The organism is Sulfitobacter sp. F26204, from assembly GCF_026410305.1.
Lineage (GTDB): Bacteria > Pseudomonadota > Alphaproteobacteria > Rhodobacterales > Rhodobacteraceae > Sulfitobacter.
In genome coordinates, this window is the sequence record NZ_JAPMLQ010000002.1 from 147,919 (window position 1) to 160,687 (window position 12,769).

Consider the following 12,769-nt stretch of genomic DNA (forward strand, 5'->3'; position numbering starts at 1 on the left):
ATCGCGCCACAATTGTCCAATGTGAAAAGGATTGTTCTGGGGGCGGTAAATTTCTTTTCAGCGGGGCGGATCGTCGCACGTTACAGTGTTGCGGCCTTTGAACCGCTCTGCTACATCGCCCCTGATTTAGACGTCTTGATCCGATTCAAGCCGCGCCAACTATCCGGTGACGCGACCTGTTCGCATATCCGGTTTGACAGATTGAGAGGATGGACGTGTCCGAAACAGCTTCGATTTCCACAGGCATCGCGCAGCGTTACGCATCTGCCGTGTTTGACCTGGCCAAAGCAGGCAAGACGGTCAAAGCCATTGAAACCGACCTTGATGCCCTATCGGGTGCCCTGAACGAAAGTGAAGACTTTCGCAATTTGATCCACTCGCCGATCTACACACGCGATGAGCAGGGCGTGGCCATCGCGGCGATCGCCAAAAAGATGAAAATTTCCAAGACAATGGCCAATACGCTGGCGCTGATGGCGTCCAAGCGCCGCCTGTTTGTCCTGCCGCAGCTGGTCAAGACCCTGCGTGAGGCCATTGCAGAAGACAAAGGCGAAGTCACCGCCGAGGTGACATCTGCCAAGGCGCTTACCAAGGCGCAGTCCGACAAGCTTGCCAAGTCGCTCACGGCGTCCACGGGCAAAACCGTAACACTTCAATCGTCTGTTGATGAATCTCTCATCGGCGGACTTATCGTCAAAGTGGGCTCCAAGATGATCGACACGTCGATTCGCGCGAAGCTCAATTCCCTCCAGAATGTAATGAAAGAGGTCGGATAAATGGGTATCCAAGCTGCAGAAATTTCTGCAATCCTAAAGGACCAGATCAAGAACTTTGGTCAAGAAGCAGAAGTCGCCGAAGTCGGCCGCGTTCTTTCCGTCGGTGACGGTATCGCGCGTGTTTACGGTCTGGACAATGTCCAGGCCGGTGAAATGGTCGAATTCCCCGGCGGTATTCAGGGGATGGCCCTGAACCTCGAATCCGACAACGTCGGTGTGGTTATCTTCGGTAACGATCGTGACATCAAAGAGGGTGACACGGTCAAGCGCACCAACTCCATCGTGGACGTGCCAATCGGTAACGGTTTGCTGGGGCGTGTTGTGGATGGTCTGGGTAATCCGATTGACGGCAAGGGCCCGATCGAAGCAACAGAGCGCGGCATCGCCGACGTCAAGGCACCAGGTATCATTCCACGGAAGTCCGTGCACGAGCCGATGGCCACAGGTCTCAAATCCGTTGACGCGATGATCCCGATTGGCCGTGGTCAACGCGAATTGATCATTGGTGACCGTCAGACCGGTAAAACGGCTGTTGCTCTGGATGCGATGCTGAACCAGGCACAGGTCAACGCCGCCGCAGAAGGTGACGAAAGCAAAAAGATGTACTGTGTGTACGTCGCGATCGGCCAGAAGCGTTCGACTGTTGCGCAGCTGGTCAAGAAACTTGAAGAAGCCGGTGCAATGGAATATTGCATCGTTGTGGCCGCCACCGCGTCCGAGCCTGCACCGATGCAGTTCCTCGCGCCCTATGCCGCAACAGCCATGGCGGAATTCTTCCGCGACAATGGCCGCCACGCTTTGATCATCTATGATGACCTTTCCAAGCAGGCCGTGTCCTATCGTCAGATGTCCCTGCTTCTGCGTCGCCCACCAGGCCGCGAAGCCTATCCCGGTGACGTTTTCTATCTTCACTCCCGTCTGCTTGAGCGTTCCGCGAAGCTGGGCGATGACGCAGGCAACGGTTCATTGACCGCTTTGCCGATTATCGAAACACAGGGTGGCGACGTTTCCGCATTTATTCCGACAAACGTGATTTCGATCACCGACGGTCAGATCTTTCTTGAAACCGAATTGTTCTATCAGGGCATTCGTCCCGCTGTTAACACCGGCCTGTCGGTTTCTCGTGTGGGTTCATCTGCCCAGACCAAAGCGATGTCCTCGGTCGCGGGTCCGGTCAAACTGTCTCTCGCCCAGTACCGTGAAATGGCCGCATTCGCGCAGTTCGGGTCCGACCTTGATGCCGCGACACAGCAGTTGCTGAACCGTGGTGCCCGTCTGACCGAACTGATGAAGCAGCCACAATATGCGCCGCTGTCCAACTCAGAAATTGTCTGCGTCATCTATGCAGGCACCAAAGGCTACCTCGACAAGCTGCCCGTCGCCGAAGTCGGCCGCTGGGAACAGGGCTTGCTGGCACATCTGCGCGGCAAACACGCCGACCTGCTCAAGGACATCACCGACAACGATCGCAAGGTGAAAGACGAGCTGGAAGACAAAATCAAAGCAGCGCTCGATTCATACGCCGCTGACTTCGCTTAAGGAGAGAGAAGCCAATGGCAAATCTCAAAGTCCTTAAAAACCGGATCGCGAGCGTTAAATCGACGCGCAAGATCACGAAAGCCATGCAGATGGTTGCCGCGGCGAAACTTCGCCGCGCGCAGGAAGCTGCCGAAATGTCGCGCCCCTACACTGAGCGTTTTAACGCTGTGATGGCGGGGCTGGCGGCATCGGTTGGCGGGTCTGACTCTGCTCCCAAGCTGCTCAGCGGTACAGGATCAGACAAGGTTCACCTGTTGATCGTTATGACGTCAGAGCGCGGCCTCTGCGGCGGTTTCAACACGAATATCGTGAAGAAAGCCAAGGTTCATGCCCAGGAACTGCTTGCTGCCGGTAAAGAGGTGAAAATCCTGACTGTCGGCAAAAAGGGCCGTGATCAGCTCAAGCGTGACTATGCAGATCATCTGGTCGGCCATGTCGACATGACCGAGGTCAAACGGTTGAGCTATGCAGATGCACAGGGTATCGCCAAGGACGTTCTTGGCCGTTTTGACAATGGCGAATTCGACGTCGCGACCCTGTTCTACGCAGATTTCGTCAATGTGGTCAGCCAGATCCCGCAGGCCCAGCAGATCATTCCTGCGAAGTTTGAGGAAACCGGCGAGGATACGGGCGTTACAACACTGTTCGATTATGAACCCTCAGAAGAAGCAATCCTTGCAGATTTGCTGCCCCGCGGTGTCGCTACGGCGATCTTCTCGGGACTTCTGGAAAATGCGGCGTCCGAACAGGGTGCACGCATGTCAGCGATGGATAACGCCACACGCAATGCGGGCGAGATGATCGATAACCTGACAATCGAATACAACCGTTCCCGTCAGGCCGTCATCACGAACGAGCTGATCGAAATCATTTCCGGCGCGGAAGCGCTGTAAGCAAAACCGGAGAAACGACATGGCACAAGCAGTCGGCAAAATTACTCAGGTCATCGGCGCCGTCGTTGACGTGCAGTTCGAAGATAACCTGCCAGAGATCCTCAACGCTCTGAACACAGACAACAACGGCAACAAGCTGGTTCTCGAAGTGGCCCAGCACCTTGGCGAAAACACTGTCCGCACCATTGCGATGGACGCGACCGAAGGTCTCGTGCGCGGCGCGAAAGTAACCGACACGGGTGCACCCATTCAGGTGCCGGTCGGCAAGGCCACATTGGGTCGCATCCTGAACGTCACCGGCGACCCGGTTGATGAAAAGGGCGCTGTTGAAACCAAGGAAACGCGCGGTATCCACGGTGAAGCACCGGCATTTGCCGAGCAGTCCACCGAGACCGAAATCCTGACCACTGGCATCAAGGTGATCGACCTGTTGGCCCCTTACACCAAGGGTGGTAAAATTGGTCTGTTCGGCGGTGCGGGCGTTGGCAAAACCGTTCTGATCATGGAATTGATCAACAACATCGCCAAGGTGCACTCCGGTGTGTCCGTGTTTGCGGGTGTGGGGGAGCGTACCCGTGAAGGGAACGACCTTTACCACGAAATGATCGAATCCGGGGTTATCGTTCCTGACAATCTGGTCGATTCCAAAATTGCGCTGGTCTACGGCCAGATGAACGAACCTCCCGGTGCGCGTATGCGTGTTGCCCTGTCCGGCCTGACACTGGCCGAACAGTTCCGCGACGAATCCGGTTCTGACGTTTTGTTCTTTGTGGACAACATCTTCCGCTTTACCCAGGCCGGTTCCGAAGTTTCGGCCCTTTTGGGTCGTATTCCTTCCGCGGTTGGATACCAGCCAACACTTGCAACTGACATGGGTGCGATGCAGGAGCGTATTTCTTCTACGAAAAACGGTTCGATCACTTCCGTTCAGGCCGTTTACGTGCCTGCGGATGACTTGACCGACCCCGCACCCGCAACATCATTCGCTCACCTCGATGCGACAACCGTTCTCGACCGTGCGATCTCGGAAAAAGGCATCTATCCGGCTGTGGACCCGCTTGGTTCCACATCCCGCCTGCTTGACCCGCAGATCATCGGTGAAGAGCACTACAAGGTTGCCACCGACGTGCAGCAGGTGCTTCAGCGCTACAAGTCGCTTCAGGACATCATCGCGATTCTCGGTATGGACGAACTCTCCGAGGACGACAAACTGGCCGTGGCCCGTGCGCGCAAGATCGAGCGTTTCCTGTCCCAGCCGTTTGACGTGGCCAAGGTGTTCACAGGCTCTGACGGTGTTCAGGTGCCATTGGAAGACACGATTGCTTCGTTCAAAGCGGTTGTTGCCGGTGAATATGACCACCTGCCCGAAGGTGCCTTCTATATGGTTGGCGGCATCGATGACGTAAAGGCGAAAGCCGAAAAGATGGCAGCAGACGCAGCCTAAGGGAGACGTGAGCAATGGCGGACACGATGCAATTCGATCTGGTATCGCCTGAACGGCGGTTGGCCTCTTTGCAGGTCACATCCGTCCAGATTCCCGGTGCTGACGGTGATTTGACGGCGATGGAGGGGCACGCCCCCACCATCACCACCCTGCGCCCAGGTGTACTGAGTGTTGAATGCCCAGAAGGGCCGGAGCAATTTGTGGTCACCGGCGGTTTCGCCGAAATCAGAGCAGACGGCGTTTCGGTTCTGGCAGAACGTGCGGTCGCCAAGGGTGACATGACCCAAGAGCACCTCGACGAGATGATGGAAGAAGCCAGAAACATGTATTCAAAGGCAAAAGAAGCCTTTGAAAACGAGCCCGGCCCCGTGGATGACGCAGCCAAGCTGCTGTCGGACATGGTTGCCATGGGCGATCACATGGGCCTGACTGCCAAGCAGTAAAAGGCGTTCTTTCCAAAACGAAAAAGGCCTCGCTCTTGCGGGGCCTTTTTTCTGAAATGACCCTGGATGAGGCTGCTCAGGCCCTCATCCCGTTGCTATTTGTTCTAATGCGTCAAACAAGGGTTCTGCCAGCGCTCTTGACATGAACAGGCCGTCGCGCCCAGCATGCCTCCTGTAGCCACTGGAGATTAGTTTTGCGCAGCGCCCTCTGTAAGCTTTTGAACATCGAAAAACCAATTCTCTCTGCCCCGATGGGCGGTGCGGCGGGGCCTGATCTGGTTGCGGCGGTCTGCAACGCCGGTGGGTTTGGTGTTATTCCTCTCTGGGGAAAACCCATTGACGAAGTTAAAGCTACAATCGCTCGGGTGCAGAGGCTAACACCTCGCAATTTTGCGGTGAACCTGAATATGTCATTTCCCTACGAAGAGCATCTCGCAGCCTGCATTGAGGCGGGCGTGTTTGGGGTTTCCCTGTTCTGGGGGTTGGAGCCGGCAGCGATAAAAACCGCCAAGACTGCGGGTCTCGTCGTGATGGTCAGTGTGGGAAGTGCCGCTGAAGCAAGCATAGCAGAAGAGGCGGGCGCCGATATCATTGTCGCGCAAGGCTGGGAAGCAGGGGGACACGTCTGGGGGCGGGTGGCAACGATGGCGCTTGTTCCGGCTGTTGTTGATGCCGTCAAGGTGCCTGTTGTCGCCGCAGGTGGCATCGCAGATGGACGCGGCATGGCCGCAGCCCTGATGCTGGGTGCCTCGGGTGTTTGGGTTGGAACCCGTTTTCTGGCAAGTGACGAAGCGACCGTGCATGACACCTATCAGCGCAGCATCCTTGCTGCGAGTGAAGATCAAACAGGTTGGTATGAGGAACTCTATGATGTGGCATGGCCCGACGCCCCGCACCGTACCTTGTTGAATTCAACCTCGCAAAGCTGGCTGGATGCAGGCAGCCCGGCGATCGGCACGAGACCCAATGAGAATGAAGTTATCGGAAGGAGCCCAACAGGTGAATCCGTGATGCGGTACCAAAGTTATACGCCGCTGCCCGGTACAACAGGTGATATTGAGGCAATGTCGCTCTGGGCGGGGCAGGGGGTGTCGCTGGTACGTAAAACCATGCCCGCAGCAGAGATCGTCGAGGAAATTCATCAGGAAGCGCTGAGGGCGCTCCGTTCCATCCGGACAGACTTATAGATCCCAAGACTTGAGTTGAGCCGCCGAGGTTTTCCAGATTCCGGCGCCTCCCCGCCTTCGTCAAGCCATCGTTTTCGCTACATGCTGGCGCTCCATTCTCATGACTCTGAAGGTTGGAGCGATGAAAAAAATACTGTTTGCAACCTTTTGCATGTTCCCCGGTCCTGTCGGGTCCCAACCCTATAGCGAAAGCATGGCCGACTGCGCGTCGCTTTTCCAAAATGCGGCGCAATGGGTCAAAACGGACGAAAGTGCTGACAAGCTGATGCTTGCTGCAACTCAATGGGCCGAGGCCGCAATGGCCCAAGCCAATAGTGAAGGCCTTGCTGTTACCGCCCATGCGATCTGGGAAAAAATCGACAACAAGACTGAAAAATGGGAGGCCAAGGGCGCGCGCGTTTTCTTTTCGCAGGAGTTTCGCGACTGGACTCAGTATTGCCGGAAATTTGCCAAGGATCGTGGGATCAGGATCCATCGTTGACACGATAGCCCCTTTGACCCCTGCGAAGTCTTCGTTATCCTGTCCCCCAATCAACTCAGACACTTCAGGCACCGCATTTCATGAAAAAACTTAGAAGCCACACCGTCGGTATTGATAGCGGGGATGTTATCCTGTTCACGGACTACGAAGATGGCGGTGAAATGTGGACAGGGCGTGGCCAGCGTGAACGCCGCCGCCATATCAAGTTCAGCGAAAAGTACAAGGCACCGCCAACGGTACAACTTTCGCCGTCATTATGGGATCTGGACGCAACCACCATCATGCGTGCCGACATCGAGGCGGAATCCGTCACGAAATCGGGTTTTGATATGGTGTTCCGCACGTGGGGCGATACCCGCATTGCCCGTATCCGCATTGCTTGGATGGCAATTGGTGAGATGTCGGAACTGGATGATTGGGATGTGATCTAACCCTTAGTCCAGCGTATACATTCCGTCATAGATAGGCCCCAGGGTCTCTGCTTCGAACAGCGATGATACTGATGTGCCGTTCCAGATGTTCAAAATTGCCTGTGCAAATATCGGTGCCGTCGGGACAATACGAATGTTCGCCGCTTTCTTGATTTCGTTGGTGGGCTGGATGCTGTCTGTGATGACCAGTGATTTCATCACGGAATTGGTGATACGTTCGACGGCTGGGCCGGACATGACGCCGTGACTGATATAGGAGTGAACCTCTTTAGCACCATTTTCCAACAGCACTTCGGCGGCCTTGCACAGCGTGCCCGCCGTGTCGCAAATGTCATCGACAATCAGACAGGTTTTGCCTGTCACGTCACCAATCACCGTCATTTCTGCGATCTCGCCGGGCTTTTCGCGGCGCTTATCTACAATCGCGAGAGGAGAGTTGATCCGCTTGGCCAGTTCCCTTGCCCGTGCCACACCACCCACGTCTGGCGACACGACCATCAAGTCGCTCATTTGGTCCTTGAATTCATGTTTGATGTCGAGCGCGAAGACCGGAGAGGCATAAAGGTTGTCGACCGGTATATCGAAAAACCCCTGAATTTGAGCTGCATGCAGGTCCATCGTGAGAACACGTTCGATACCTGTCCCCACCAGCATGTTTGCGACCATCTTGGCCGTGATCGGCGTGCGGGCCTTGGTGCGGCGGTCCTGTCTCGCATATCCGAAATAGGGCAGGACGGCGGTGACCCTCGCGGCGGATGACCTGCGCAGTGCATCGGCCATGATCAGCAGTTCCATCAGATTGTCATTGGCAGGGTTCGAAGTGGACTGGATGATAAACATATCCTCGCCCCGCACATTTTCGAACACCTCGACGAAAATCTCGCCGTCATTGAACCGTTCCACCCGTGTATCAACCAACCCGACGTTGACGCCACGATGTAGTGACATGCGCCTTGCAATCGCTTTGGCCAGAGGCAAGTTGGCATTACCCGAGATGATTTTCGGTTCAGATGTGCGTGGCATAGATGCTCCGTGGCAGCGGGATATGACAGATTCGTTACATTGAACCTCGCTTAACACGCGTCTACCTTGCGGCAAACCTTAGGGAGGTCCAAATGACCCAAATCGATTATTTTTTCGCGACACTATCGCCTTATTGCTACCTCGCTGACCAGCGCCTCGAAGCGGTGGCCGCCAAACATGGGGCAAGCATCAATTACAAACCCTTTGATATTGTCGCTGCCTTTGGCCGTACCGGCGGCACACCACCCAAGGACCGCCACATCAGCCGGATTGAATACAGGGAAATTGATCTGCTGAGACAGGCCAGAAAGCGGGGTATGCCTTTTAACCTCAAACCTGCCCATTGGCCGACCAATGGCGCACCCGCCGCCTATGCCTTTATCGCGGCGCAAAATGCCGGAGGTGGTGATCTGGGCAAGTTGGCACATGCGATTTTCCGCACTGTCTGGGCAGAAGAAAAGAATATTGCAGAGGATGCCGTCGTACGGGCCTGTCTGATTGAGGCAGGGTTTGATCCGGATTTGGCTGACAGTGGCTTGCTGGCAGGGGCCGACACCTACGCCCGTAATTTGGAAGAGGCTGTCGAGCGTGGCGTCTTTGGTGCGCCTTTCTTTATCATCGATGACCAACGCTTCTGGGGGCAGGATCGGATCGATGATGTCGACGCCTACCTTGCGGGGACTCTTTGAGGGGGCAGGCGGGCTTTGCCCCCAGCGTCATGATCCTTGGCAATGGCGCGCGTCGGACCTTGGCGCTGCATTGCACGATGGGATTTGGTGGAGCTTGGGCAGGCTTGTCCAAAGCATTGCCTGAACTGACCTTTATCGCACCTGACATGCCCAGCCATGGGTCCAGCGTAGATTGGGACGAAGCCAGTGATTTTGGCGAAACCGTATTTCAGGCCTCTGTCGCGGCAATGGATGACGGGCCAATGGATGTGATTGGGCATTCCTTTGGGGCTATGATCGCCTTGCGGATGGCGGTTGAATACCCTGAGAAGATACGCAGTTTGACCATGATCGAACCCGTTTTCATGGCCATTGCCAAGTTGGATGCACCAGAGTCGCTCAACAGCCATGACACTGAGGCACAACCGTTTCGTGACGCAATTGATGCAGGGCACTACGAAGCAGCGGCACGTTCTTTCAATCGTATGTGGAGTGATGAAGACACGGTATGGGACGCATTGTCAGAACGCACCCGCACCGCCATGGCTCGTGCCATTCATGTGGTGCCCAATACCTACGGGCTGCTGTATGACGATACCGCCGGGTTGTTGAATGAAGGTGTGCTGGAGGCCTGTCGCATTCCAACCCTCATCATGCGCGGGGCACTTTCCTATGACGCGATTACGGTGACGAACAATGGTCTCGCGACGCGGATGCCGAACGCACAGCAAGCGGTGATTGACGGCGCGGGGCACATGGCCCCGATCACACATCCGGCCGAAGTCGCCGCGGCACTGGCCCCGCATCTCGCAGGTAGCTAAACACAAGTTTAGCGCGCCGACGGGATGCAAGGGTTGGCCCGGTCTATGACTGGCGGGGTGCCTCCGGTGCGTACGAAATGGCAGGTTCGAAATGTTCAGAAATGGCTGAGAAACGTATCGATCTGACTGCGTTCAAGGGACCAGTCGCAAACCAGCCGCGCCGCGATCACTTCATCTTCCGGCCCATCGAGAGGGCCGTCCCACAGGTAATAGCGCGCCCCTGCTTCATGAAGCTTTTGATGCAGGACACGCGGCCAGCGGGCAAATATCATATTGGCCTGCGGCTCATGCAAGAACCCGGCACCGGCCTTGCCCAATCCTTCCGCAAGATAGGCAGCATTCTTGTTGGCTTGGACGGCGATTTCCGCAAAAGTATCATCGCTCAGATAGCCCGCCATTTGGGCCGATAGAAAGCGGTGCTTTGAAAACAGATGCGCCCCTCGTTTGCGTCGCAATTCGAATTCCCAGGCTTTGGAAGGATCAAAGAAAACAACAGCTTCGACACCCATACACCCGTTTTTTGTGCCCCCGAAGCTCAGCACATCGACGCCCGATTTCCACGACATCTCTGCCGCTGTGCAATCCAGTGCCACCATCGCATTGGCAAATCGCGCACCGTCCAGATGCACAGGCAGGCTATGCGCCTTGGCCACTGCAGTAAGAGCCTGGATTTCGGCCAGTGAATGTACCGACCCTCGTTCCGTCACTTGTGTGATCGAAACAGCGCCGGGTTGTGCCGCATGTACATTGCCAACGACTTGCCCCTTGATTGCGGCATCCAGGGCGCTCGGGGTCATCTTGTCGTCTGTGTCGATCAGGGTCAGCTTTGCACCGCTTGCATAAAACTCTGGTGCGTTGCACTCATCCTCTTGAATATGCGCCACTTTTGAACAAAAGGTCGTCTGCCAGGGTTGCGTATAACAGGCCAGTGCCAAGGCATTGGCGGCGGTGCCCGTGGCAACCAGAAATACCTCGGCCTGCGGCGCTTCGAACAGTGCGCGGATGCGTTCACGGACTTCGTCCATGATGGTGTCATTGCCATAGGGCATTTGGTGAGCAGTGTTTGCTGCAATGACCCGTTCCATCACTTTGGGATGCACGGGGCCTGCATTGTCAGAAGCAAAAAACATCAGATTGGTTCCTCGATGATATGATCCTCCCATTCTTCGAACGGGGTGTCGAATTCTGATACGGTGCGTCCCCGCATTGATATGCCCGCCCGGTGGACAGAATCGGGTGTGCCACTGATCAGGGGGTGCCAGTCGGGCAGGGATTTCCCCTGCCATAACAAGCGATAAGCGCAGGTTTGCGGCATCCAGTAGGCATGTGTGTCAAGGTTGTCGGGCCTGAGCACAATGCAATCGGGGACAAACTTATGCCGGTTTTCGTAATGCGAACACAGACAGGTGGCATCGTCCAGCAGGCGGCATGCGACGCGGGTCAGGGCAACCTCTTCGGTGTCCTCGTCCTCAAGTTTGTTCAGGCAACATTTGCCGCAGCCGTCGCAAAGCGCTTCCCACTCGGTGGGTGTCATTTTGCTGAGCGGTTTCTTTTCCCAAAACCGCGGGGTCAGGCCAGTGCGGGTGATCTGGTCGCTCATAATGCGGCCAAAACTGCACGAGCTTGCATTGAATCAGCATCCATTTGGGTGATGAGCGCATCGATGCTGTCGAATTTTTCCTCGCCGCGCAGATGTTCAACCAATGCAACTGACAGGGGCGCGCCGTATAAATCACCTTTGAAGTCAAAGACGAAGGTTTCGATATTGGCTTTGTTTTCACCAAACATCGGGCGTACGCCAAGGCTGGAAACACCATGATATTTGCCTTTGTGCGGGCCTTCCAGCACATCGACCAATACAGCGTACACGCCAAAAGCGGGCTGGTGTAGACCGTCAATCGACATGTTCGCCGTCGGATAGCCCAACTCGCGCCCGCGCTGTTCACCTGAAATGACGGGGCCGTCGATCCGGTGCCAATGTCCCAGCATATCAGCGGCTTTGCGGGTCTCACCAGAAGTGAGGGCCGCGCGGATTGCCGTCGACGACACGGTTTGGCTGCCCTTTGCCATCAGGGGCGCTATGGTCACGCCGAAACCGTAGATTTCTCCAAAGCGGAAAAGATCCTCTGCCTTTCCAGCGCGGCCTTTTCCAAAACAGAAGTCTGCACCGACCACCACATGATGCAGGCCCAGACCTTCCTTGATCACGTCACGCGCAAATTCTTCGGGGCTGAGCGAGGCCAGACCATTATTGAAACCCAACTCGTACAGTCGTTCAACACCGACCTTTTGCAGTTGGTGGCTGCGCGCAGCAGAGGACATGAGGCGGAAGGGTGGGGCATCAGGCGCAAAATACTCACGCGGATGCGGTTCAAAGGTGACAACACCCAAGGGCGCTTCTGGCAAGGCTTCGCGCGCAATATTGATGACCGACAAGTGCCCTTGATGCACGCCGTCAAAGTTGCCAATCGCAGCGGTTGCGCCGCGATCTGAGTCACTTACAAACTGATAGTCTCGGATAATCCGCATGTGCCTTGCGTAGCGGCCTCGACCGACAGAGACAAGAACCTAACGGGTAAATGATGTCAGTCTGCCACTCGCGAGGGAGCCAAAACGGTGGCTTCGCCGGACAGGACCTTTTTGTCGTCGACCGAACAATGACAAGACATCTTGACGCGCCGCTTTACCGGGTCGATGTCGGTCACGGTCACCTCGGCATAGACCAGGTCACCCGGACGCACGGGGGCGAGAAATTTCAGCGTTTGCCCGGTATAGATGGTGCCATGTCCGGGAAGCTGTTCGCCAATCACCGCAGAGATCAGGCCGGCGGTCAGCATGCCATGGGCAACGCGCCCTCTAAAGATGCTGTCACGGGCATATTCATCGTTCATATGCACCGGGTTGTGATCGGTTGACACCTTTGCAAACATCTCGATGTCTTCATCCGTCACAACCTTGCGCAGGTTGCGCATCATGCCAATTTCGATGTCTTCGATATAGATCGTGCCGCGCAGAAGATTATCCAATATTTCTCACCCTCAAGCAATAATCTGCCACATGACG

General features: G+C 55.8%; 15 protein-coding genes. 10 read left to right on the forward strand and 5 right to left on the reverse strand.

Annotation, left to right across the window (positions count from 1 at the left end; translation table 11 throughout):
- Positions 1-215: 215 nt before the first annotated feature.
- The 8 genes from OS190_RS04595 (at position 216) to OS190_RS04630 (ending at position 7,194) form a co-directional block, all read left to right on the forward strand.
- The gene (locus OS190_RS04595; protein WP_267157492.1) at positions 216-776 is read left to right on the forward strand and encodes a F0F1 ATP synthase subunit delta; all 561 of its coding nucleotides are present in this window, start codon (positions 216-218) and stop codon (positions 774-776) included.
- Positions 777-2,315, forward strand: a complete 1,539-nt coding sequence (gene atpA, locus OS190_RS04600) for a F0F1 ATP synthase subunit alpha (protein ID WP_267157493.1) — start codon at positions 777-779, stop codon at positions 2,313-2,315.
- A 14-nt stretch (positions 2,316-2,329) separates the two neighbouring features.
- Positions 2,330-3,208, forward strand: coding sequence for a F0F1 ATP synthase subunit gamma (locus OS190_RS04605; protein ID WP_267157494.1), 879 nt, complete (start codon positions 2,330-2,332; stop codon positions 3,206-3,208).
- 19 nt (positions 3,209-3,227) lie between these two features.
- Positions 3,228-4,652 carry a F0F1 ATP synthase subunit beta gene (atpD, locus tag OS190_RS04610; RefSeq protein ID WP_267157495.1) on the forward strand — a complete coding sequence of 475 codons (1,425 nt, stop codon included), beginning with the start codon at positions 3,228-3,230 and terminating at the stop codon, positions 4,650-4,652.
- A 14-nt stretch (positions 4,653-4,666) separates the two neighbouring features.
- The gene (locus tag OS190_RS04615) at positions 4,667-5,095 is read left to right on the forward strand and encodes a F0F1 ATP synthase subunit epsilon (RefSeq protein ID WP_267157496.1); all 429 of its coding nucleotides are present in this window, start codon (positions 4,667-4,669) and stop codon (positions 5,093-5,095) included.
- 194 nt (positions 5,096-5,289) lie between these two features.
- A complete protein-coding gene (locus OS190_RS04620) occupies positions 5,290-6,282 on the forward strand; it encodes an NAD(P)H-dependent flavin oxidoreductase (RefSeq protein ID WP_267157497.1) in 993 nt (330 codons plus the stop codon).
- Between the two features lie 121 nt (positions 6,283-6,403).
- Positions 6,404-6,763 (forward strand): hypothetical protein, encoded by a 360-nt coding sequence (locus tag OS190_RS04625; RefSeq protein ID WP_267157498.1) that lies wholly within the window; start codon positions 6,404-6,406, stop codon positions 6,761-6,763.
- Positions 6,764-6,843: 80 nt separating this feature from the next.
- The gene (locus tag OS190_RS04630) at positions 6,844-7,194 is read left to right on the forward strand and encodes an H-type lectin domain-containing protein (RefSeq protein WP_267157499.1); all 351 of its coding nucleotides are present in this window, start codon (positions 6,844-6,846) and stop codon (positions 7,192-7,194) included.
- A 3-nt stretch (positions 7,195-7,197) separates the two neighbouring features.
- Here the strand turns inward: OS190_RS04630 and OS190_RS04635 are convergent, their stop codons facing one another.
- Complete coding sequence (locus tag OS190_RS04635; protein WP_267157500.1) at positions 7,198-8,217, reverse strand: ribose-phosphate pyrophosphokinase; 1,020 nt, start codon at positions 8,215-8,217, stop codon at positions 7,198-7,200.
- A gap of 92 nt (positions 8,218-8,309) precedes the next feature.
- Here OS190_RS04635 and OS190_RS04640 point away from each other — a divergent pair, with 92 nt between their 5' ends.
- Both OS190_RS04640 and OS190_RS04645 read left to right on the forward strand, forming a co-directional pair.
- Positions 8,310-8,906 carry a 2-hydroxychromene-2-carboxylate isomerase gene (locus OS190_RS04640; RefSeq protein ID WP_267157501.1) on the forward strand — a complete coding sequence of 199 codons (597 nt, stop codon included), beginning with the start codon at positions 8,310-8,312 and terminating at the stop codon, positions 8,904-8,906.
- Between the two features lie 29 nt (positions 8,907-8,935).
- A complete protein-coding gene (locus tag OS190_RS04645) occupies positions 8,936-9,706 on the forward strand; it encodes an alpha/beta fold hydrolase (protein ID WP_267157502.1) in 771 nt (256 codons plus the stop codon).
- A 95-nt stretch (positions 9,707-9,801) separates the two neighbouring features.
- Here OS190_RS04645 and OS190_RS04650 read toward each other — a convergent pair whose 3' ends face one another.
- The 4 genes from OS190_RS04650 to OS190_RS04665 are packed head-to-tail and all read right to left on the reverse strand — an operon-like array spanning position 9,802 to position 12,735.
- On the reverse strand, positions 9,802-10,836 hold the full coding sequence (locus OS190_RS04650; protein WP_267157503.1) for a threonine aldolase family protein: 1,035 nt from the start codon (positions 10,834-10,836) through the stop codon (positions 9,802-9,804).
- On the reverse strand, positions 10,836-11,306 hold the full coding sequence (locus OS190_RS04655) for a YcgN family cysteine cluster protein (protein ID WP_267157504.1): 471 nt from the start codon (positions 11,304-11,306) through the stop codon (positions 10,836-10,838). The genes OS190_RS04650 and OS190_RS04655 overlap by 1 nt, the downstream gene beginning before the upstream one ends.
- Complete coding sequence (locus OS190_RS04660; RefSeq protein WP_267157505.1) at positions 11,303-12,235, reverse strand: bifunctional riboflavin kinase/FAD synthetase; 933 nt, start codon at positions 12,233-12,235, stop codon at positions 11,303-11,305. The genes OS190_RS04655 and OS190_RS04660 overlap by 4 nt, the downstream gene beginning before the upstream one ends.
- 56 nt (positions 12,236-12,291) lie before the next feature.
- Positions 12,292-12,735, reverse strand: coding sequence for a MaoC family dehydratase (locus OS190_RS04665; protein WP_267158295.1), 444 nt, complete (start codon positions 12,733-12,735; stop codon positions 12,292-12,294).
- Positions 12,736-12,769: the final 34 nt, after the last annotated feature.